The organism is Longimicrobium sp. (genome assembly GCF_036399255.1).
Classification (GTDB): Bacteria; Gemmatimonadota; Gemmatimonadetes; order Longimicrobiales; family Longimicrobiaceae; genus Longimicrobium.
On record NZ_DASWNM010000099.1, the window covers coordinates 23,809 to 45,383 of the forward strand.

Below are 21,575 nucleotides of genomic sequence, written 5' to 3' on the forward strand. Positions count from 1 at the left end.
CTGCGATGAATGCCGCGGGGCCGGTATGTCCTCTGCTAGCAATGGTTATGTTAGAAAAAAATCGATTTCTAGAAAAGTACCGTATCCCGGAAGACAAGCTCGCGGACTCCAAGCTCGATTGGGAGGAGCTTAGCGCGATTCATGATGAGTTCATATCGAGCCAGCCACACTTCCTTGCTGCAGCAAATTATATCAGCGAGCGCCTACAAGCTCTTCCTGACGTTCACTCAATCAAGTTGCGTGTGAAAGATCCGGAACATGTAGTTGAGAAGATCATCCGGAAGCGTATCGCGGATCCCAATCGTGATATCGGCCTCCATAACTTCAAAACGGAGCTCACGGATCTGATTGGATTACGTGCTCTCCATCTCTTCAAAGATGGCTGGCGACCAATTCACGACGCAGTATCTGGCACGTGGGATCTGTACGAAGTCCCGGTCGCGAATGTAAGGCGCGGTGACCCAGAAGAACTGATTCAGGAATTCAGATCCGCAGGTTGCGAGATCAATGAACATGAATTCGGGTACCGCTCCATTCACTATCTCGTCCGCTCACAGCCTGCAAAGCAAGAGTACATCGCTGAAATTCAGGTGCGCACGATCTTCGAAGAGGGATGGAGTGAAATCGACCACCAAATCCGGTATCCTTATGATATCGAGAATACTATCCTGGGGCAGTTTTTGGTGATGTTCAACCGGCTGGCGGGCTCCGCTGACGAGATGGGCTCATTCGTGAAGCTGCTGAAGCGCGAATTACATGATCGTGAAACTGCAGCTACAGTTGCGCTCACGGAGAAGAACACGCTCATCAACAACCTTCAGGAACAGATCGCTCAATTGAAGGTTGCGAAACAGGAGAAGGACAAGCTGAAGCGTAGTGTAGAGGAGATCCAGCGGACAATCGTGAGCCCAGTCACACTGGCATTGAATGAATCCGCGGCGGCTGCTGTTCTATCGGCTGCGGCAAATAGGTTGTCATTTGATTCGAGCGTATTTGCATCAATTGCAGCAGCTGACGATCGTTTTTCAAATTTCAGGGATTCCGTATTGAGGTCGTCCGTTGCGGTAGAAAGTCCAATAGCCAAGGCTGCCGCGCAAGCCATGACACCAGCGACTTCGGTAGCTATAGCTGCTGCTGCCCGAGGCGCAAGTCCAGAGGGTAAGAAGACGGAATAATCACGGTTTCTTGAACAAGCTAGGTTTTCCGTGAGTTTCGCTTTACCAACGCCGATGGCGACCTGAAGAAGGCATGCACAAAGGCTCTGCCCGCGCCGAGCCCATCCGCCACCCGGCGACCAGCGCGGCCTGACGGGCGGCTTACGGCAGCACAGAACCGGCCCCGCGGCGATGATGCCGCGGGACAGGTTGCCTCCTCAAAGCGGTGCATCAATTTCGCTGCGCCGCGAGCCCATCCGCCATGTTCTCGCTGCGCAGGTTGTACAAGTTCGACCGACGACAGGCTTGCGCCGGCCCCGAACCCCCTGCCTCTTGTGTCGTTCGGCTCTCCCACTCTAATCCGGAACACGCGTGCTAGTACATGCTCTCGCCTTCTTCGGGCCGATAATCGTTGCGATTGGAACGGTACTCCTCGCTTATGAGCTCTTGAAGGCTCCCGTGCGGCACGCGAGCGAAGAACTGTATAACTCCGCAGTCACTGGACTCGAAACCACCCGCCAGGAGTTGGCAGCAAGGTACCGAGGTATGTCACCTCCGTACCCGCCGGAGGAGGTGGAGCAGTTCATTGGTAAGATGAACGAAACCTTCGATGGGCTTCTCGCGAGCACCAATCAGAAGCGAGAGGGTGAGCGTGCCGCTCACCGCGATCATGTTCTCCGATACGCTCTGCTCGGTCTGTTCCTAGTTCTTCTTGGGAGCGGAATGCAAGCGGTCGTACCGCTACTAGGTCCAGAGCCGGGCTCAGCCTCATCACTGAGTGGTGACAAAGCGCTTCAGCCTCCCGCTAGCGAGACGGCCCCGCAGAACGCGATGGAAGGGGACACGATGCGGTAACGTACGGCTGCTGCCTAATAGGCGTTGCACGTGGACGAGGGATCGGGCATGATTTCGAGCACTCTGCGGATTAGCGCAACGGCCCTCGCCAGTGAACACCAGGGTCGTTAGGCGCCGTCGGTGCGGCGAACTGCTGGGCGGACGAGAACTTCGTGGGCCCGGCGGCCATCGTGAACGCCCACCGCTTCATCTTCGACAGCCGCGACGACGCGGCGGACGAGCGGCTGGAGATTTTGAACGACCGCGAAGGCGTGTGGCGCTGCCGCACGATCTTCAACTGCACCGAGGCCTGCCCCCGCGAGATCCGCATCACCAAAGCCATCGGCGAGGTGAAGAAGGCGATCCTCAAGGGCTCCGCCCGCGCCGAGCCCATCCGCCACCCGGCGACGTCCGGCGCCTGACGGGCTGATCGGCGGCCGACGGCAGGAACGAGAACCGGCCCCGTGGCGAGATGCCGCGGGGCCGGTTTTGTAGATGTGTTGCGCCATCACGGCATCGTGCACTCGCCGAGAAAGTACACGGCCGACATACAGTCGTTGCCGCACGCGGTCACGTTGCACGTGTATTGGCAGGTCTCCGGGATGGTCACGCCGCCGCAGTCGCCGGTACAAAAGGCGGTACAAACGTCGGTGCGCCCATTAGCGACCACCGTCCCGCGAGCGTCCTGCTTGGCGCCGAGTTCGAAGCTTTCGACGCGCACGTCTTCCAGATGCAGCTTTTTCATGATTCTGTCCATCTCACGGGATGAAGGTTGTTCCGGGCGAACCGTTGTCGCTCGGATCGATCGGACGGCTACCGTCGTCATCAACGCCCCATCCCCGTGTAAGCCAGGCAGCAAGAACGGAAACGGCGAGGTGATTGAAACCGCCGCCGGAAGCATAGTATTATACGACCAATTATACAATCACCCGGAGTGCGAGGCCAACAACAGCTGATTTCGGCAGTTCGTTGCTTGCACGATGTTGTCTGCGTGGCGACGGTCTTCCACCAACACAAAAGCTTCCCGACCTTGGCGCCACCGCGAGAAGTTCGACGACACCACCAAGTGCATCCTGTGCGCGGCGTGTACCACGAGCTGCCCCAGCTTCTGTGCGGACGAGAACTTCGTGGGCCCGGCGACCATCGTGAACGCACACCGCTTCATCTTCGACAGCCGCGACGAGGCCAGTGACGAGCGGCTGGAGATCCTGAACGACCGCGAGGGCGTGTGGCGCTGCCGCACCGTCTTCAACTGCACCGAGGCGTGCCCCCGCGAGATCCGCATCACCAAGGCCATCGGCGAGGTGAAGAAGGCGATCCTCAAAGGCTCCGCCCGCGCCGAACCCATCCGCCACGCGGCGACCTCCGGCGCCTGACGCGGCTGACAACCCCACGCACGAGAACCGGCCCCGCGGCGATGATGCTGCGGGGTCGGTTGTGTATCGCCTCATCAACGATGAGGTTCAGTCAGCGGTGCGGGGCCGTCATGCTTTCACAGACGACAGGCTCGCGAGCGGGTCCCGCACTCCTGACCCCTGTGTTGTTCGACGGATAGCGTGAAACAGGGCACGAAGGCGGTCGTATTGACGAGGGTAGCGCGGCTCATCCAATGCACCGATGCTTCCGGTCACCAACCATGGTAAAGATCCTCTTCGTCGTAGTCTGGGGTATGGGCGTGAACGTGCTGGCATTCCGCCTTCGATGCCATTTCCGGAATCGGGACGAGCGTGAGTTCTTCGGCCTGTTTCCACGGGGTATTTACGTTCTCGACTTCTTCCGCCCGGATCTCTTCACCGAAGAGGGCGAACGCGTTCGCCGTCAGGCGCGAAACTGGTTTATATATGGAGGCCTAGTGATACTCTTGGTGTGGCTCCTGCCCGGGCTGCCTTGATGGGCTGAGATACTTGATCCAGCCGCGACTTTGCTGGCACGCTGTCGAATCAAGAGTTGCAGTGGGCGCCGGAGTGACGGCGCAGTCAGAAGCAGCTGTGCAGTCCAGCAGCTGAACCTTGTATCAGGGCCGACGAGCGGCTGGAGATTCTGAACGACCGCGAAGGCGTGTGGCGCTGCCGCACGATCTTCAACTGCACCGAAGCCTACCCCCGCGAGATCCGCATCACCAAAGCCATCGGTGAGGTGAAAAAGGCGATCCTCAAAGGCAGCCGCGACATCTCCATCCGCCAGGCGCACGTCAGCCACGGCTGAGCGGGCGGCTGAGGACAGCACGAGAACCGGCCCTGCGGCAGGATGCCGTGGGGCCGGTTTACCGTATTAGCAAGCTAAACTGACTGCCCCACGACACTACCGATTTGTTCCGATCGTGCGATTGGTCCGCGAGCGCGACACGTGAACACCCTTCCTCACTTGACTTGCGGAATTCCAAAGTTTTCTTTCTTTTAGGGCTGGGGGTAGCTTCGCACATTGGAGTATGTCGTGTATACGCGACAACAGACGACAACGTCAACCACAGAGTGCGCAGCGCAACGTGTGCCGTGTATCGTGCGGCGCGGAAGCATAGAACGGGCGAAGCTACCCCCCCCCACTACCATATTCCACATCGCGTAGATTAGTCCATGGCACTCCGTCCCCAACTCACAGCTTCAGACTCGGATCTCATCACTCGCTTTCAGACACTTCAAACCCGGGCCGATGTCGCGGCCATTCTCGAAGTTCCGGAGCGATACCTCTTCAAGGTTCTGTACCTTCGGAAAGACACACGTAGATATCGCAAGTTCGATATTATGAAGCGTTCAGGTGGGAAGCGTACGATTTCAGCCCCTCCTCCTGCACTCGCGGTGCTCCAGTCAAAGTTAAATCACATTCTACACTTGGTGTACACGCCCCGAGGGCCCGCACATGGGTTTGTGCGAGAACGGAGTATTAGAACCAATGCGGAACGACATGTAGGGAAAAAATGGGTTCTCAACATCGACCTGGAGGATTTTTTCCCTTCGATACACTTCGGCCGTGTACGTGGCGCATTGGAGGCAAAGCCAATGCGGATGAGATCTGAGGCCGCGAAAGTGATTGCGCAAATCTGCACGAGTGATGGTGTTCTACCTCAAGGTGCACCCACTTCTCCGATACTCGCGAATATAGTTTGTAGCAAGCTTGATGGTGACTTGGTAGCCCTAGCACGGAGATATAATGTTTGGTACACTCGTTACTGTGATGATCTAACCTTTTCATCGCGTGACCAAGTGTTTCCGGCAGAACTGGCGGTTTCTACCACCGCAGCTGTAGGCAATGGAGTAGAGGTTGGTGCCGCTTTGAAAGCTGTCGTCGAAGGAAATACGTTCAAAATCAATCCAGAAAAAACTCGACTTCAATTTCGTACCGAACATCAGGAAGTTACAGGGATTACCGTCAATAGCTTTCCGAACGTGTCTCGTAGCTACATCCGTGCTATAAGAGGGATGTTGTACGCTTGGCGTCGTCACGACATTACCCCGGCGGCTACGGTCTTCATGTCCAAATATGCTAAGAAGCCTTATAGCAGTATGTCCAATGAAGATGCATTTCGGCATGTGCTCCGTGGACGAATAGAGTATGTTGGATCGATCCGGGGTTCAACCGATCCGATCTACTGCAAACTCCGTCAGAGTTTACATGTCCTTGATCGGACTCTTATAGGACCGGCACCAACCCCCACTAACTATCCCTTGTCGCTTGCCGGGCCACGAGGAGAGCGGTGGACACGACTTTTTGCGGCACGCCGGGATAGCATATTTCACCTTGAGATAACGACAACTGATGTTAATTCCGGAACTGCGTTTGCTATCGCACCTAATCGCCTCGCTACGGCTGCTCATAATCTTGTCGGTCAAAGTACATGTCACATCGGGAACAGAACGGAGCAATTGCACAATGCGCATGTCCACGCGCGCGGGGAGAAGGAGATCGATGCTGCCATCTGCCCTTGTCCCCACGGTGCGACACCGGTTCCGGTGGATCGACGCCTTCCAGAACCAGGCGAGCCCATCGCAATCATCGGCTTTGCCTCCGTTCCGCTCCGCCATCCAGATCTAGGACTGTACGTCGGAACGGTTGAAAGTATTCGTCTCAATTATCCCCGAACGACTACATATATCCACGTTTCGGTTCCCTCAGGAGGCGGGCTCAGCGGTTCTCCGGCATTTGATAACCGTGGGAGGCTTGTGGGTGTGGTCGTAGAATCCGTTTTTGAGAAGGTGGACGAGGGAGTGCCGCGACGGGAGTACTGTACGATTCTGCCGACCCAATACCTGCTTGAGATCGACCCAACCTCAGTTCCAGTTGGAGTGCCGATGAGTACCGCTTAACAAGCCGACTGAGACACCGATGCTGCCGCACCATCTTCAACTATCAGACAGCACAACATCGGCCCCGCAGTGATGCCGTTCATAATTTTGCCGACGAAAGGCTTGCGCGTCGCGCCTCGCACCCGTGACCCTTGTGTCGTTAGGCGACACACGTCCAACATACAATCGCACGATAATCGACGGCGTCATCTCTGACCAACGAGGTTGCCATGAGCAGTATGCCGGATCCCGCGAGTCAGTCTGCTGCCGACTGGGAGGCGGCGGACGAGATACTGGGTAAGTGGCGAGATACAATTGGGCAGATTCAGAATGCCCACTACAGATCCGCAATCTATGTACAACGGCTTAATTACGCTCTTGGAATTCCCGCCCTCGTCATCTCTACTGCAGTTGGGAGTACGATCTTCGCGACGATCTCTGACGACGCGAGTAACGCTGTGAAGATCGTGCTTGGGTTGCTGAGCCTAGCGGCTGCTGTACTCGCTGGCTTGCAGACGTGGCTGGGGTACAAAGAGACGGCTGCACGTCACCATATAGGCGGAGTACGGTACGGTGCGCTACTGCGGTTGATTGATCAGACTCGGAGCTTTCCGTTCGAACGACGAGAGGATGCCAAAGCGTTCCTAGATTTGGTCCGGGGCGAGTGGGATTCTCTACAAAAAGAGCTCCCTATGATCAGTCAACATGTCTGGGAAAATGATCACACGCTACCTCAGCGGATCGCTGGCCGTACAGGTTGAAGGAACTGGTGCGACGATGCTCGGTGATCATCTGCACCGTGTCACCTAACGCGTCGTTGCAACTGAAGTGGCCGCGGGCGCATCATGAGTACTCCAGTTCGGCAGCAGTACCCGGCACTGCAGATGTGCGCTCAGAGCGTTTCGCCGTGTTCAGCTTCACGGCAGCCGCAGACCCTTCCTGCGGCCGCCGTGCCATCCTCACGGCAGCGGTGCCACCCCCCGCGCCCTCGCCCACTGCATGGCTCCATCCCTCGCCTCGCGCAAACTGCTGCCGAACTCCAGCACCGATTCCGCGACGAGCAGATCCATCGCCAACTCGTGCTCGGGTGCGTAGTGGGCCAGCTTGATCGACGAGTTGGCGACCGCTTCGAGCGCGCCGAACCTATCCTTCAGGATCTCCAGGAGGCGCATCGGCGAGGGCGGGTGCTGCTGCTGTTCCATGCTGAACCTCCAAACTCTTGACCCTGGCCGCAGGGCAGGGCTACTGTTCGGAGCGAGCGGCCGTCAGGTCGTTCGGTAAGGCTGGTCGGTTCTTCTTGGCGGGAGAGCGGCCAGCCTTGCTTTTTTGCCCTGCTGGACAGGATAGTATATCCAGTTTCCGTGTGTGTCAAGAGAACTCTATCCAGCACGAGTCGTGGACTTCAAGACTGCAACAGACATCCTGAGCCGCCGCGTTACAGCGGACGAGATCGCTGCGGCTGCTGGCGTTTCGATCAGTTCGGTCGCTCGCGCTCGACTTGATCCCGCCAGTTCTGCGTACCGTTCGCCCCCGGCGAATTGGGAAACGGTGTTGGCTCAACTGGCGAGAGAACGTAGCGAGGAGTTCGGAGAACTCGCGGAACAATTGGAGCAGCAGAAGAAAGCGAGTAGGTGACACGTGAGTGGGAGAACGCGTGGCAAAAAACACAGCCCCCGGGCGGCGCAGATTGGGAAGATCTGGCGGTCAGCGCCGATCTGGACGAGCATCGCAGCGTTCGTCTTGGCCTCGGCGAGTCTCTGGATTACGCTGCGATCTGATGCGCGCGAGAGGGAGCAGTGGATTCTCTCAAATACACCCCGGATACGAATCAAGGATGTGGAATTTCGGACGTTTCGTGTAATTAGCGAGGATTCGGCTCGCAACATGGATTGGGGGTACCATGCGTTCTTGATCCCGGAATTCGATGATTATGGTATTGAGACGGGCAGGACCATGCTTCTGAGCCGCTTGCTCCTAGCGGACAACTTGCCCTCACCGAATCCGCCTTCGTTCCTGACACGAAGGGATGTGATGCGGGAAGTGTCGCGACGCGGAGCCAATTCCGTCGAGGTTACGTCGCAGATTAAGCTGGTGGTCACCCTGCAAAATGACGGCGCCTTGCCCTTGCCGCTCACACGCGTAGATCTCCTTGACGTCAGCGCCAAGGATACTGTGATCGCTCGTTTCCGCACTGACTCCTTTACTGTGTTCGGGCAGCAGGAACTACCGATCACCTTTTCCCATTACATCAAGCCTAACGAGCCTTTGCCCGACTCTCTCCAGTTCATCCTCCGATGGGAGTTCGAGGGTATGGAACAGAAGATCCGATCGCAAACAAATCTCACGTATATTCGATCGGATCACGCATGGGTCATCCACGGTACCAGGCTCGCTGAACTTCATTAAGATCGAAGTGAGCGTCCATAGGGTGGACTAAACAAGGATATTGCCGGCGTTCCACACACGGGAGGCTTTCTGCACCGGTCGGGCCCGTCACGGGCCTAACAATCGGCTGCAGCGGATGTGGGGCCGCCCATGCTTTCGTTGGGAGGACAGTATTGTGCGCCGGCCCCGCACCCCTGACCCTTGCGTCGTTAGGCCGCTGGGCAAGCATCGCGGTAGCCGCAATCGATCGCTCCCGCGGCTGCGTCAGTCTTGAGCGGCGAGGTGACGACCACCACTCGCGCACTCTTCCGGCGCGCGATGAGGCACATCAACTCACGTCATTCTGTACCAGCCCGACCAAGACATTATATTGTAAATCACGAATTCATCACCGGTCTCGGCTGTCTATTGGACCACATCATGCAGGAGAAATCGATGCAGCCTACCTCCTCTCTAATCCGCCTGCGAATCAAACGGGTTCGCCATATCCTCCCCAGCTCTGCTCTAATCTTGCTCCTGAGCTGCGATGCGGATCCAGAGATCGAAGCCCCGCCCTGCCTGACCGCTGAAGAGGCGGATCTGTACATCTCCTTAACCCAACGCCAGAATGAGATTACCGAGGGGATGAGGGAAGGAAAGGTTGATGCCTCAGATTGGAATGAATTAAACTCTATTGCTCCTCGGCTTGGGTATTTGGTAAATGCCTCCAATGTACGAAATACCCCCACGGGGTGTCAGTCTGGCTGGTACTAATTAGCAGCCGCGGTCTAACAATCGGCTGCAGGGGATGCGAGGCCTTGCATGCTTCGGCCCGAGGAACTTCTTGCGCGGCGGCCCCGCACCCCTGACCCTTGTGTCGTTGGGCGACTCGGTACATCGCCAAGTTGAAGGGAGATTGGGTGAGCAGGCACCCACTTGAACGACTTCGGTGGGGCTGAAGTTGCCGTGTTGACAGCGAAATAGCAGGTAGTTTCACGAGGCACTGTACGCGCTGATCATGCCAAGAAGGGGCATACGATGAAAGTCGGAACATTCAACATCTACTGGTTCGGCGACACGCAGGGAGACAAGTTTCAGCATGCGCCCGAGGACGACGCGCGGCTCGCGTCGCTGATCGGATCGATGAACACCGACGTGATCGGCTTCATTGAGATCGTCGATGTACTACGTTTCGAAGCATTGCTCAGCAAGGTTGGGTCCGCGTGGACTTTCCGAGATGCCGCGAACGCCCCGCTGACGAGCAAGCCGGGCTCGCAGCACCTCGTCCTCGCGTGGAACACCGACACTGTCGAACTCGTCCGCTGGGCGCGAATCGACTTCGGCAATCGCAGTCCGATCGTCGCACGCTTGAAGGAACGAGCCACGGGCAAGGAGGTGCTTGCGATCCTTGTGCACCCCAAGAGTAGCGCCTTTACTAATCCCGATGGCATCAAGCAACGCACGCAGACGTTTGAGGCCGTCGTCGGCTTTCTGGCCGATCCGCCACCGGAGTTCCGCGACCTGCCCGCGTTTGTGTTTGGCGATCTCAACTCGCTCGCCGGTTCGCCGGAGCAGGCACCGCTCGTTGCGCAGGACGGCTGGCGCGTGCTCGCGCCGACCGTCGTACCCGCAGGCGCCGGAGTGTGGACGACAAACTTGGACAGGGAGGTGATTGATCACTTTGTGCTTTCGCCGACGATCGCCGTGACTGACGGACCCACGATAATCGCGTACGATCGCGACACCGCGATCGACGACCCGGGCGGCTCAACGGACGCCGTGATGAAGCGGCTCAGCGATCACCGCCCCGTCCGGGTCACTTTTGCGCTGTGATTATCGATCACGCCATCTCGGGTGTGGAGGCGAAAATGGTCCAGCTGATGACGCGCGGTCAGGTGCACAGGGCTCTGGCAGCAGTCGTCATGCTTGCCCTTGTCCCCGCAATCTCCTGCACGACGCAGGAGGACGCGGCGAGATCGGAGCAGAACGACAGCGCCATCCGTCCGTCTACGCGGCTCCGGTTCAAGACCGTACGCTCCATCCTCGAGGACAGCAAGGGCAACTACTGGTTTGGAAGCTGGAACGAGGGTGTCGCCCGCTTCGACGGCGATCGTCTCACCTATTTCACCGTGGAAGTTGGCCTGAGCCACAACCAGGTCAGGTCAATCCACGAGGATCGAAACGGAGTGGTCTGGTTCGAGGGAGGCGTCGGGATCAGCGGCTTCGACGGCAAGAAGATCATCACCCCCACCAACAGGGACTACACGTCGAGGGACGACTGGCGGCTGAGTCCGGGAGACTTGTGGTTCAAGGAGGATGGGCTGTCCAGGCCGACCGAGATCGAGGCGCAGCCGGGTGTGTATCGGTACGACGGAGAGGCCTTCACGTACCTGGCATACCCTGTCCCCCAGGGCACTGCTCACGCGACGACAGGTATCGCCAGGGGGAAAAGCGGGAGGGTCTGGTTCGCGACGTACGAGGCGGTGTTCGGGTATGACGGCCAGTCCTTCACCGTCATCGATGACGAGAGCATCGGGCTCAACGAGAGCACCGGCCGGCTCCACGTCCGGACCGTCTTCGAGGACAGCCGGGGGAGGCTGTGGATCGGGAACAACGGGATCGGAGTCATCCTGCATGACGGACACACGGCCACCCAGTTCACGCAGGAGAAGGGGCTTGGCTTTCTGGGGCCGCACGGTGGGAGAACGGTGCCTCAGCCCGGGGACGTAACGGATGGGTCCCCCACGTTGCACCGGGTGTTCTCGATCGGAGAAGACCGTGCTGGGAACATCTGGTTCGGCACCGTCGAGTCTGGTGCCTGGCGATACGACGGCAGGTCGTTGAGGAACTACACGGCCAAAGACGGGCTGACGAGCAAGGACATCCTTGGTATCTACACGGATCGCCATGGCGACCTGTGGTTGACGGGGAATGGCGTGTTCAAATTCAACGGAACGTCGTTCGACCGGATTCACTGACACGGTCTGCAGCGACGGCAGCGCGCTGCTGATGCAGGATAAGCCTGACGAGTCTTCGATGCAGGATGCTGCCCAACCCGGCGCTGCAGCCGACGCCCGCGCGGCTGAGCTCATCCCGGCTCGCGACATGAGCCGCAAGGAATGGAGGCTCTACTCGACGTACGTCGTACAGTAGCCGCGCAGGTGGCAGGTCTTCGTAACTACGGTCGTACAGTACCTGAAGAAGGTCACGGTAACTATGAAGGATCGACTTCCCGCGTTCGCTTCAGAGGAAGAAGAGCGCGACTTTCTGGGCTGATCACGACTCCACGGAATACGTGGATTGGTCCCGGGCGGAGCGTATAATCCTGCCGAACCTGAAACCCTCGACCAGGACGATCTCCCTTCGGCTCCCTGAGCACATGCTCGACGAGATCAGGATGCTGGCGAACAAGCGCGACGTGCCCTATCAATCACTGTTGAAAACGTTCCTGGCGGACCGTCTTGATGCGGAATTACGTGGCACCGCGCAACGCAAGGCGTCCTGATCGTCGTTCAGACGCTTGCCTCACGGTCGACGAGCGGCTGGAGATTCTGAACGACCCTGAAGGTGCGTGGCGCTGCCGCACCATCTTCAACTGCACCGAGGCCTGCCCCCGCGAGATCCGCATCACCAAGGCCATCGGCGACGTGAAGAACGCGATCCTCAAGGGCTCCGCCCGCGCCGAGCCCATCCGCCACCCGGCGACCTCCGCGGCCTGACGGGCGGCTGACGGGCTGAACGACAATACGGAACCGGCCCCGCGGCATCTTCGCCGCGGGGCCGGTTTTGTACAGGTTCCGTTCACACGCACGTTCTCCGGTCAGAACTCCTGACCGTAGTCGTGCTGGTTGCGCCCTCAGCAGCCGGATCGGGACGGATCAGGATTGTCGCTGCCTGGATTCACACACTCTCTCTACTCCTGCGTATGTGCACGGTGAGAAGTCTCGTGTCACGAGCCGCTCTCGTTCTTGCCGCCCTTTCCGGGCTTCCGTGCCAGGCTCAGGACCTGCCCAGGCCCGACGCACGGCCAGTGGCCGTGCTGATCACCTCTGATCCGTGGGCCATGGTGGTCGGTTCCGACGGCCCCTCCATCGTGGCCTACGACGATGGAACCATCATCTTTCGCCGCCAGGTGAGCAGGGAAAGGTACGAGTATGCCGTCGTGCATGACAGAAGGGCGCTCCATCGTCTTGTAGGAACCCCCGAGCAGCGCAGGTCCTTCGCGACTGCCGAGGATCGGTACGTGCTGTATCACGGGACAGACCAGCCTGTGACGCGTCTTTGCCTATGGCTTGATACCGGACGGAAGTGTACGAGCATCTACGGTTTGTCGGAAGCCGAGGCCAAGCAGGCAAGGACAGTCCCACCCCAGGTTGCCGGCATCTTGCGTCGCCTCGCTCGCTTCTCTGACCCGCAAGCCTGGCCGTGGTGGCCCGGGCAGATCGAAGTCATGCTGTGGCCATACGATCATTCGCCAGAACAGCCCGTGAAATGGCCGGCGGAATGGCCCGGCCTGGATGATCCGTCGACCGTGGCCCGCGGCGGGGCCTTGTTCAGCGTCTTCATCCCGTCAGGCCAGCGAGAACGGTTGCTGTCCTTTGTCCAGCGGTTGCGTCAGCGTCAGGCTGTTGAGATTCGTGGGCGCAAATGGTCTGTCGGGTTGCGGGTCCCTTTTCCGCATGAGGCTGAATGGATGTAAGGAGGCTCCATCAAGTGGCGTCGTGCTCCAGAAGGCGGATGGGGGCACGTGGGGTTCATGGTGATGAACGCGATCCTCAAGGGCTCCGCCCGCGCCGAACCCATCTGCCACGCGGCGACCTCCGGCGCCTGACGGGCGGCTGGCTTGCCCCATCCATCCACCGGACCTGCGCGAAAAGCCGCGCAGGCCGGTGAATCCAAACGTCGGGCCGCTGGAAAGCATCACGGCAGCCGCGGGTGATCCCTCCCGCGGCTGTGCTTCTGCTTGATGATGGTGTAGACCGGCTGATCCTTCGCTTCGTCAGACATCGTGCGCTCCGATCCTATTGACCGGCCCCGCACCCCTGACCCTTGTGTCGTCAGGCCCCATTCAGCTTCGCGGCAGCCGCGGACGTTCCTCCGGCTGACGTGCATCCTCACGAGGCGCAGCCGCCTGACGAGAGCGCTGCCGGCGACAGTTGGCCCGCATCCTTTCGGTGCGGAAGTGAGCAACGGGGCAAGCTCCTCGCGCGCCCGAACACTTGCGCTCTCTGCTAACTGCGCCTGAGCTTGAGGGCGTTGGATCGCTTCCCTTCGCAGTCGAGTCCCATGGCGAATCCTGGCACCTACATCCGGTTCAGATCGGCAGGCCTGTTCCCCGCCGTCCTGGCCGGGGCGCTTCTTGGCTGCGGTGCCCAACCGCCAACGCCCGCGGGGGGAGCATCCGTCTCTGACACATCTGCGTTGGCCGTTACCGCGCGGACGTTCCTCTCGGTGCTGAACGACAGGCAGCGTGCCGCCGCCTCGTTTCCCTTCGACCATCCTGAGCGCACCAGGTGGGTGTACGTTCCGGAAAGGCGCACCGGCATCCCTCTGCGGGCGATGGATGCCGGGCAACGTGCAGCAGCGTTCGAGCTGCTGGGCACCGGTCTGAGTGAGCGCGGCACCGGGCTCGCGCGTGGCATCATCGAGCTCGAAGGCACTCTCCGCGAGCTGGAAGGAGCGGCGGGCAGTCTCCTGGGGCCCGGGCGCGATCCGGAGCTCTACTACCTGGCACTCTTCAGCGGGCCGGGTGGTACGCCGCACCCCTGGGGCTGGAGCTTCGAGGGCCATCACCTCTCGGTGAACGTCACGGATCTCGGACCACACGGGCAGATCGTCGCACCGCTCTTCATGGGCGCCAACCCGGCGCGCGTTCCCAGCGGCCCGCGCGAAGGGACTCGGCTGCTCGCCGCGGAAGAGGACCTCGCCTTCGAGCTGCTGCACATGCTCGATCTTGGCCAACGCGCCCGCGCCACCATCGCCGCGCAGCCATTCGGGGACATTCTCACCCGCAACGATCCCGTGGTGGGACCGATGGCGTTCGCCGGCCTCCCCGCGGCCGAGATGACGGTTGCCCAGCAACGGCAGCTGCGCAGGCTGCTCGAATTGTACGCCGGACGGATGGCGGACTCCTCCGCATCCCGGCAGTTGCGGCGTATCGAACAGGCCGGATTTGGGCGACTGCACTTCGCCTGGGCCGGTGCGCACCAGCCCCGCGAGCCGCACTACTACCGCATCCACGGACCTACCGTGCTGGTGGAGTACGACAACACACAGAGCGACGCGAACCACATCCACACTGTCTGGCGCGACCTGGAGAACGATTTTGGAGGTGATCTGCTGAGGAGGCATTATTCACGGCAGTCTCACCGTGACTGAACGGGCTTGCGCGCATGAATTGACGAATCGTTGCAGCTGATAGGGCGGCGCGGCGTTCCAAACAGGCCGCATGGCTCCAACCCTGCGGCCTTGCAGCTGAACTGGGCGTCAGGCCGCTCGCAAATATCTCTGCAGGGATGCGTAGGGAGGCGTAGCGATGGCAGAGGACTTCAAGCGTGGACCACACGACAGCCTCATTGAGAAGGCCATTGCGGCGAAGGGCCCGGGCTACTCGGAGGTGTCGGCCCGGACCTTCCGCACCGACGGCTCGCCATCCTGGAGGCGTTGGTGGCGGAGGCGGACGAGGCGGCGGTCGCGGCGGCCCTGGCTCGGCAGGGGTTCCGGTCGTCGGACTCGTACCTGACCACCCTCCGCGCCCTTGCCGCCGTGGCCCGGTCCCGCCGCCCACCGGCCGGGACAGGAACGGCGAGTTGATTCTCGCGCGAGCGCCCGGCGAGGCCTAACAATCGGCTGCAGCGGATGCGGGGCCTTGCATGCTTTCGGCGCGATGAAAGCCTTGCGCGGCGCCCCACACCCCTGACCCTTGTGTCGTTAGGCCGCTGGGCAAGCATCGCGGCAGCCGCAGGTGATACTTCCCCGCGGCTGCCGTGTGTTCATCCTGATCAGCCAAGCGTCCGTCACCCACGGCTGACGGACGGTGGATGCGCGACACGCGACCGGCCCCGCGGCGATGACGCCGCGGGGCCGGTTTTCATGCGGATATCGGAGTGCCGCGCACGTTGCTTTCCGGTCACACGCCAAACGGCCAGCGCGTCCGTGGCGAATAGGGGTTGTGCGGCGGTGGCGTGTCTACAGGAGCACGAGGAACGGAGACGAAGGACTGGCGTCAGGGGGCGATGAGCATTGCCTGGGATGGCGCGGTTCGGCCCTGCGCTCCGCTCGTGCCGCTGGCCGGAAGTCCGTCCACTGAACGACCCGTCAGCCGGCTCCGGATCGCACGCGAGGATCTGGATCTGGCGGCAGTCAGGGGGGATGTCCTGATCGCAACGTGTGGCGCGTTGATTTCACCAATGTGGCGGAGACGAGGCACGACGCCCCGGTTGGGCGACGCGACCGTAGGGTCGGGCCGAGCATCGGATCGATGAGCTTCCCTGGAGAGTGCTGATGAAACCTGCAATAGCACTGGTGGCATTGTTCGTTTCCGCATGCGCGGGCTCCACGACCGGGCCGCGCGCCGCCGCCGATTCGTGTGCGGTCGCACGTCCCGATTTCGGGGGCGTGGCGACCGCGGCAGACCGGAACCTGTTCGCGTACGACGCCAGTGCGCCGCTGAACCTGCAAAAGACGGTCGAATCCACGAACAAGGGCGTGGAGGTCAGCGCCATCTCCTTCAGCAGTCCGGACGGCGGATCGGTAACCGGATTGTTGTTCGATCCGGTCACACGCTCCAGTCTGCGCCCCGGCATGGTGCTCATGCACGGCCTGCCCGGCAATGCGCGCGTCATGGCGGCCCAGGCGCAGCAGCTCGCGGAGCACGGCGCGGTGGTGATTGCGATCGACGCCCCGTTTGCTCGCCGCGGTGGGCCGCCCGTCCAGTTCAGCACCCGGGACCGGGACGAGCAGATCCAGCTGATCAAGGACCTGCAGCGCGCCGTCGACGTGTTGCGCGCACGGCCCAACGTCGACGATGCGCGCATCGCCTACCTCGGCATCAGCTACGGCGGCGCGATGGGTGCGCTGTTCGCCGGCATCGAACGGCGCATCGAGGCCACGGTGCTCGTGGTGGGAGACGGCGGCCTCGTCTCGCACTTCACCGGTCCGGAAGATTCCAGCGGCATCCTGGCCAACCTGTCGTGTGCAACCCGTGCCGACTGGTTGCGGGCCATGACACCCATCGAGCCGATCCGATTCATTGCGCACGCGCCGCCCACCGCGTTGCTGCTGCAATCCGGACGGCTGGACAACCTGGTCCCCGCGGCCGATGCGCAGGCGTTGCATACAGCCGCGCCGCGGCCAAACACGATTCGGTGGTATGACGCGGGACACGGACTCAACCAGCAGGCGGCGTTCGACAGGCTGGATTGGCTGCACGAGGAGATCGGTCTCGACGCCCGTCAGTAGCGCTGTCGCTGGGTCGTTACATGGCTCGGATGCAGGTCTCAATCGGGGGTTTCGCCGGTGAACGCCTGGCCGTGAGAGCCGCTGACCGGCAATGACTCGCAATCGAATCGATGATCTTCCCTGGAGCGTGCCCCCCTCCCGATGCGGCGGAGCTGCACGCAGCCGCGCCGCAGCCCAGGACGATTCACGGGTATCCCGCGGGACACAACCTCGATCAAGAGGCCGTGCACGACAGGCATGACTGGCTGGCCGAAAGGATTGGCCTCGACGCCGCCCAGGCGGGTTCATGAAACCCACGATGGCGATCGTTCGCTTTGCTGCTGGCGGCATGCGGCGAAGACCCGGCGGCCGGGTCCGGGGATCGAGCCGGATCCGGCCCCCCCCCGGGCGAGATGCAGGTTTCGAGCGGGCCTGGCTGCGAGCCGCTGATTGGCAACGACTCGCGATCGAATCGATGACCTTCGCTGGAGAGCGTACATGAAACTGGTAGCGCTGGCAGCCGCGTTCCATTCCGCACGCGCGGGCTCCGCAGCCCGGCCGGGCACCCCGCCGCCCCCGCCAGGCCCCGGCGCCGGAGGCTCCGTGCGGCGTGCGCTCAGCGTCGCGGCAGCCGTCATTCTCGCGGCATGCGGTGATGGTGGGGGTCCGACCGACGGCGGCTCCGACACCCATGGCGGCATCCGGGGCACCGTTACCGACAACAGCGGCGGCGCCGTGGCGAACGCCGCGGTCGCGCTGACCGGAAACGGGCAGGCTGCGCGCACCACGAACAGCGGTGCAGACGGCGCCTACACCTTCGCGAACGTGCCCCCCGGAACGTATACGCTGGCGGTTACGCCCCCGGCCGGCTTTACCCTCGGCGCGGCGGGGACGGCGTCGGTCACGGTGGCAGGCGGAGCGCAGGCGGATGCGTCCGCGTTCGTTCTCAGCCGCGTGCCGGTTGGACCCGGCGAATGGGGCCTCCGGGCAGCATTGATCCAGCCCAACTCCGAGCTGGCGGTCGCCGAATCGAACGGCAGGCTCTACCTCATGGGCGGCTATCCGCCGAGCCGGCAGACGGCCCGCACGGTCCAGGTCTACGACGTCGCGAGCGACCGCTGGGCGCTCGGACCGCAGCTCCCGCAGCCCAACAACCACGGGATGGCGGCCGCCGTCAACGGAAAAGTCTACCTGATCGGCGGCCAGCTCACGGCGGACCAGGAGGGCTACGTCGACACGGTGTACGAGCTGGATCCCGCGACGGGTGCATGGGTCGAGAAGGCCCGTATGCCCACGGCTCGCAGCGGGGGCGTGGCCGTCGTGCACGACGGCAAGATCTACGTCGCCGGGGGACGCGTGCCGCGCGGAAGCGACTTCGCCGTCTACGACCCGGCGGCCGACCGGTGGGAGGTGCTGCCGGATCTGCCTACCCAGCGCAATCACATTACCGGCGCGGCGATCAACGGCCGCATCCACGTCGTCGGCGGGCGTCTCGGCAACGGCCTGTCACCGCTCAAGACGACGGCGCACGAAGTCTTCGACCCGCAGACGCGGAGCTGGACGACGGCGGCCCCCATGCTGAGCGGCCGCAGCGGCATCAACGGCGTCATGGCCCGGGGCTGCTTCCACGTATGGGGCGGCGAGGCGCCGACCGGCATGACCCCCCAGCACGAGTACTACGATCCTCGGACCGACCGATGGTCGAGCCTTCCCGACATGCCAATCCCCATCCACGGGGTCGTCGGGTCGGCCTTCGTCGACGGCCTGATCTGGGCAACCGGCGGCGGCACCCAGATCGGCGGCAGCTTCGGCAGCCTGCTCAACCAGGTCTACCGGCCGGCGGTGAGCTGCGAATGACGCGGATCGTCGCGGGCCGGGTGGCGGCCTTCGTCCCCGGCCGCCTGCCGGCCCCCACGCCCGCCGCCAGCGGTCGCTGAGGGCGGCGGCGGGAGATCGGCTCATGGTGCGCATGCTTGCACGAGCGGCGGCGGTCGCGGCCGTGTGCGGTGCCCTCGCGGCCATGCGCACACCGGCGGCGGCACAGCAGGAACATCACGGCGGTCCGGCCGGCGGCGCGCAGGTGGTGCTGACGGGAACCGCCTGGTGCGCGGGCACTCCGTCGGGCGGTGCGATCGTCCAGCTCTTCCACGGCGACGGCCCCGGGCGCCACCTGGTGGCGGCGTCGGTCGCCGATGCCACTGGCCGCTTCGCCGTCCGCGCCGGCGCCGGCACGTACACGCTCGAGATCCGCTATCCGGGGAATGAGCCGCACCGCCGGCGGGTCACCCTCGCGAACGCGCCCGTGAGCGCGGGGAGCGTGCGCCTCCCGTGCAGTCCGCTGCGGCTGGATACGCTGACGGTGGGCGCGCGCCGCGACGCGGTCCAGCTGCGCAGCGGCGCCACCGTGGTGGACACGCGCGCGTCCGCGGCGGCGGGGGGCAGCATCGCGGACGTCCTGCGCACGGTGCCGGGCGTCGAGCTGGATGCGGACGGGCGCATCGGCATGCGCGGCAGCACCAGCGTGCTCGTGCTGATGAATGGGCGGCGCATCCCGCTGACCGGTGACGCCCTCGCCGCGTTTCTGCGCCAGATGCCGGCGACGGCGCTGGAACGCATCGAGGCCGGCACCGCCGCGTCCGCGCGGCACGATGCAAACGGCGCCGCCGGCGTGGTGAACCTCGTCTTCCGGGACGATGCCGCGCGGCGCACCGGTATGCGCTCCGTGGCGGGCTCCATGGCCACGGACGATCACTACATGGGCTCCGCCGCCGCCTCGGGGAGCGCGGGTGGCGTGCTGAGCTGGGATGCGACGTACGCCCTGTCCGCCACGCGGCCGCGGACGGACTCCAGGACGGCGCGCTGGAGCGTCGTGCCCGGGGACCTTCCGCTCCAGACGGACGAGGACAGCCGCGCACGTGCCAGCCACCGCCTGCACTCCATCCTGGCGGGCGCAGCCGCAACGCCGGCACCCAACACGTCCCTGGCGCTGCGCGGGGCGTACTCCTGGATGGAGGGCGCGTACCGGAACCGCACCGCGTTCGTCTACACGGATGCGGCGGGGAACAGGGGGACGAGCGCGACCGGCAGCCTGCTGGAGCACGTGATCCCGGCGGCGGAGCTGGGCGCCGTCGCAAGCGTCGATCGAGGGCGCGTCCGCTTCACCGCCGAAGCGCGCACCAGCCTGGTGAAGGAGGATTTTCGCGGCGACTACGACAACGAGGATGCGGGCTACCGCTACCTGTCCATCGCCATGGCCTCGCGGCAGCGTGAGCACGTCCTCCGCAACGACCTGGAGGTGCGCTTCCCGGGCATCGGTCTGGACGTGGGGCAGGAGTCCCAGTTCCGCACCCTCACCGCCGCGCACGATGCGACCCACGTTGGCGCGACCGTGTCGCGGGGCTACCGCTACGAGACGCGAGTGCACGCCGGCTATCTCACCGCGCACCGATCGGCCGGCGGCGTGCGCGCGGAGGCGGGGGTGCGCGTGGAGGCGGACCGGACCCGCATCCGGCTCGACTCCGCCAGCGCCCGGACCGCCGTGCGCCTTTTCCCCAGCATCAGCGGCGAGTGGACCGACGCGCGCCGCGCCCGCGTGGTTCGGCTCGCGTACGGCCGCCGCATCCACCGGCCCGGGCCGGAGATGCTGAACCCGTTCTCCATGGGCGAGGACGACATGAACGAGATCATCGGCAATCCGTCGCTGTTGCCGGAAGTCTCGGACCAGGTGGAGCTCGGCGTGGAACGGCACGGCTCGCGGCTGACGCTGCAGCTGACGCCGTTTCTTCGCTGGACACGGGACCCGATCCGCCCGCTCATGGCGACGACGGCAAGCGGCGGCTCGACGACCACGCTGAAGAACCTGATCGGGACGCGGGCCACCGGCGCCGACGCCAGCGTGCGCGCACGGCCGGCGGAGCGCATCGTCGTGACGGTGGCGGGGAGCGTCGCCCGCATCGAGACGACGGCCGCCGCGTTCCGCGGCAGCGGCGTGTACGCCACGGCGCGAGTCACCGTCGACCTGCGGGTGGCGAAGAACACCACGGCGCAGCTCTACGCATACCGCCGGAGCGCACAGGCCATCGAACAGGGCGAGATCCTGCCGGCGTTCACCAGCGAGCTGGCGCTGACGCAGCGGCTCGCCGGCGACCGCGGGCGCGTGACGCTGCGCATCAGCGACCCGCTGCGCAGCGACCGCCTGGAGTTCCGGGTCGCCGACGCGACCTTCACGCAGGAGAGCCGCCGGCGCACGGCGCGGCCGCTGCTGTCGCTGTTCGCGTCCTGGGCGGTGGGTGGCGCGCCGCGTGAGGATGCGCCGGCCCGGACGGAGGGGCCCGCCCGGATCTTCTGATGCGGCCAAGCGGTACCGCCGACTTCATGGAGCGCTACAACGACCATCGGCCGCGGCAGGCAGCCGCAGACCTTCCTGCGGCTGCGGTGCAATCCTCACGCGAGCGGTGCCACCCCCCGCGCCCCTGCCCACTACATGGCTCCGGCCCTCGCCTCG

Annotated in this window: 16 protein-coding genes and 4 pseudogenes; 18 read left to right on the forward strand and 2 right to left on the reverse strand. The window is 63.1% G+C overall.

Annotated features, from left to right (window positions below; translation table 11 throughout):
* The first annotated feature begins 5 nt into the window (after positions 1–5).
* Positions 6–1,175: a hypothetical protein gene (locus VGC13_RS18060; RefSeq protein ID WP_331126682.1), complete on the forward strand. Its 1,170-nt coding sequence runs from the start codon at positions 6–8 to the stop codon at positions 1,173–1,175.
* A 983-nt stretch (positions 1,176–2,158) separates the two neighbouring features.
* Positions 2,159–2,410: pseudogene (locus VGC13_RS18065) on the forward strand (hypothetical protein); the annotation flags it as partial.
* An 86-nt stretch (positions 2,411–2,496) separates the two neighbouring features.
* Here VGC13_RS18065 and VGC13_RS18070 read toward each other — a convergent pair.
* Entirely contained in the window at positions 2,497–2,733 is a 237-nt protein-coding gene (locus tag VGC13_RS18070; RefSeq protein WP_331126684.1) for a hypothetical protein, read from the reverse strand.
* A gap of 235 nt (positions 2,734–2,968) precedes the next feature.
* Here VGC13_RS18070 and VGC13_RS18075 point away from each other — a divergent pair, with 235 nt between their 5' ends.
* The 5 genes and pseudogenes from VGC13_RS18075 (at position 2,969) to VGC13_RS33685 (ending at position 7,029) form a co-directional block, all read left to right on the forward strand.
* Positions 2,969–3,364, forward strand: coding sequence for a 4Fe-4S dicluster domain-containing protein (locus VGC13_RS18075; RefSeq protein ID WP_331126685.1), 396 nt, complete (start codon positions 2,969–2,971; stop codon positions 3,362–3,364).
* Between the two features lie 260 nt (positions 3,365–3,624).
* On the forward strand, positions 3,625–3,879 hold the full coding sequence (locus tag VGC13_RS18080) for a hypothetical protein (protein ID WP_331126686.1): 255 nt from the start codon (positions 3,625–3,627) through the stop codon (positions 3,877–3,879).
* 128 nt (positions 3,880–4,007) lie between these two features.
* A pseudogene (locus VGC13_RS18085) lies at positions 4,008–4,193 on the forward strand (hypothetical protein); the annotation flags it as partial.
* Between the two features lie 536 nt (positions 4,194–4,729).
* Complete coding sequence (locus tag VGC13_RS33680; RefSeq protein ID WP_414683004.1) at positions 4,730–6,289, forward strand: reverse transcriptase domain-containing protein; 1,560 nt, start codon at positions 4,730–4,732, stop codon at positions 6,287–6,289.
* Between the two features lie 218 nt (positions 6,290–6,507).
* On the forward strand, positions 6,508–7,029 hold the full coding sequence (locus tag VGC13_RS33685) for an SLATT domain-containing protein (RefSeq protein WP_414683005.1): 522 nt from the start codon (positions 6,508–6,510) through the stop codon (positions 7,027–7,029).
* 198 nt (positions 7,030–7,227) lie between these two features.
* Here the strand turns inward: VGC13_RS33685 and VGC13_RS18090 are convergent, their stop codons facing one another.
* Complete coding sequence (locus tag VGC13_RS18090; RefSeq protein ID WP_331126688.1) at positions 7,228–7,470, reverse strand: hypothetical protein; 243 nt, start codon at positions 7,468–7,470, stop codon at positions 7,228–7,230.
* Positions 7,471–7,663: 193 nt separating this feature from the next.
* Between VGC13_RS18090 and VGC13_RS18095 the strand changes: the two genes are divergently transcribed.
* The 11 genes and pseudogenes from VGC13_RS18095 to VGC13_RS18145 all read left to right on the forward strand — a co-directional run bounded on the left by VGC13_RS18095 (position 7,664) and on the right by VGC13_RS18145 (position 21,419).
* Positions 7,664–7,903, forward strand: coding sequence for a hypothetical protein (locus VGC13_RS18095; RefSeq protein WP_331126689.1), 240 nt, complete (start codon positions 7,664–7,666; stop codon positions 7,901–7,903).
* 249 nt (positions 7,904–8,152) lie between these two features.
* Positions 8,153–8,674: a hypothetical protein gene (locus VGC13_RS18100; RefSeq protein WP_331126690.1), complete on the forward strand. Its 522-nt coding sequence runs from the start codon at positions 8,153–8,155 to the stop codon at positions 8,672–8,674.
* 996 nt (positions 8,675–9,670) lie between these two features.
* A complete protein-coding gene (locus tag VGC13_RS18105) occupies positions 9,671–10,465 on the forward strand; it encodes an endonuclease/exonuclease/phosphatase family protein (RefSeq protein WP_331126691.1) in 795 nt (264 codons plus the stop codon).
* 35 nt (positions 10,466–10,500) lie between these two features.
* A complete protein-coding gene (locus VGC13_RS18110) occupies positions 10,501–11,610 on the forward strand; it encodes a ligand-binding sensor domain-containing protein (protein WP_331126692.1) in 1,110 nt (369 codons plus the stop codon).
* Between the two features lie 238 nt (positions 11,611–11,848).
* A pseudogene (locus VGC13_RS18115) lies at positions 11,849–12,137 on the forward strand (BrnA antitoxin family protein).
* Positions 12,136–12,351: pseudogene (locus VGC13_RS18120) on the forward strand (hypothetical protein); the annotation flags it as partial. The pseudogenes VGC13_RS18115 and VGC13_RS18120, both read left to right, overlap by 2 nt.
* A gap of 311 nt (positions 12,352–12,662) precedes the next feature.
* Positions 12,663–13,331: a hypothetical protein gene (locus VGC13_RS18125; RefSeq protein ID WP_331126694.1), complete on the forward strand. Its 669-nt coding sequence runs from the start codon at positions 12,663–12,665 to the stop codon at positions 13,329–13,331.
* A gap of 722 nt (positions 13,332–14,053) precedes the next feature.
* Entirely contained in the window at positions 14,054–15,010 is a 957-nt protein-coding gene (locus VGC13_RS18130; RefSeq protein ID WP_331126695.1) for a DUF3500 domain-containing protein, read from the forward strand.
* Between the two features lie 1,125 nt (positions 15,011–16,135).
* Complete coding sequence (locus tag VGC13_RS18135) at positions 16,136–17,092, forward strand: alpha/beta hydrolase (RefSeq protein ID WP_331126696.1); 957 nt, start codon at positions 16,136–16,138, stop codon at positions 17,090–17,092.
* Positions 17,093–17,569: 477 nt separating this feature from the next.
* The gene (locus tag VGC13_RS18140) at positions 17,570–18,928 is read left to right on the forward strand and encodes a Kelch repeat-containing protein (protein ID WP_331126697.1); all 1,359 of its coding nucleotides are present in this window, start codon (positions 17,570–17,572) and stop codon (positions 18,926–18,928) included.
* A 103-nt stretch (positions 18,929–19,031) separates the two neighbouring features.
* Positions 19,032–21,419, forward strand: coding sequence for a TonB-dependent receptor domain-containing protein (locus VGC13_RS18145; protein WP_331126698.1), 2,388 nt, complete (start codon positions 19,032–19,034; stop codon positions 21,417–21,419).
* Positions 21,420–21,575 lie beyond the last annotated feature (156 nt).

Coding starts and splice junctions, on each gene's coding strand:
- VGC13_RS18060 (WP_331126682.1), top strand. CDS start 6: ATGAATGCCGCGGGGCCGGTATGTCCTCTGCTAGCAATGGTTATGTTA.
- VGC13_RS18070 (WP_331126684.1), bottom strand. CDS start 2,733: ATGAAAAAGCTGCATCTGGAAGACGTGCGCGTCGAAAGCTTCGAACTC.
- VGC13_RS18075 (WP_331126685.1), top strand. CDS start 2,969: ATGTTGTCTGCGTGGCGACGGTCTTCCACCAACACAAAAGCTTCCCGA.
- VGC13_RS18080 (WP_331126686.1), top strand. CDS start 3,625: ATGGTAAAGATCCTCTTCGTCGTAGTCTGGGGTATGGGCGTGAACGTG.
- VGC13_RS33680 (WP_414683004.1), top strand. CDS start 4,730: ATGAAGCGTTCAGGTGGGAAGCGTACGATTTCAGCCCCTCCTCCTGCA.
- VGC13_RS33685 (WP_414683005.1), top strand. CDS start 6,508: ATGCCGGATCCCGCGAGTCAGTCTGCTGCCGACTGGGAGGCGGCGGAC.
- VGC13_RS18090 (WP_331126688.1), bottom strand. CDS start 7,470: ATGGAACAGCAGCAGCACCCGCCCTCGCCGATGCGCCTCCTGGAGATC.
- VGC13_RS18100 (WP_331126690.1), top strand. CDS start 8,153: ATGGATTGGGGGTACCATGCGTTCTTGATCCCGGAATTCGATGATTAT.
- VGC13_RS18105 (WP_331126691.1), top strand. CDS start 9,671: ATGAAAGTCGGAACATTCAACATCTACTGGTTCGGCGACACGCAGGGA.
- VGC13_RS18110 (WP_331126692.1), top strand. CDS start 10,501: ATGGTCCAGCTGATGACGCGCGGTCAGGTGCACAGGGCTCTGGCAGCA.
- VGC13_RS18135 (WP_331126696.1), top strand. CDS start 16,136: ATGAAACCTGCAATAGCACTGGTGGCATTGTTCGTTTCCGCATGCGCG.
- VGC13_RS18140 (WP_331126697.1), top strand. CDS start 17,570: ATGAAACTGGTAGCGCTGGCAGCCGCGTTCCATTCCGCACGCGCGGGC.
- VGC13_RS18145 (WP_331126698.1), top strand. CDS start 19,032: ATGGTGCGCATGCTTGCACGAGCGGCGGCGGTCGCGGCCGTGTGCGGT.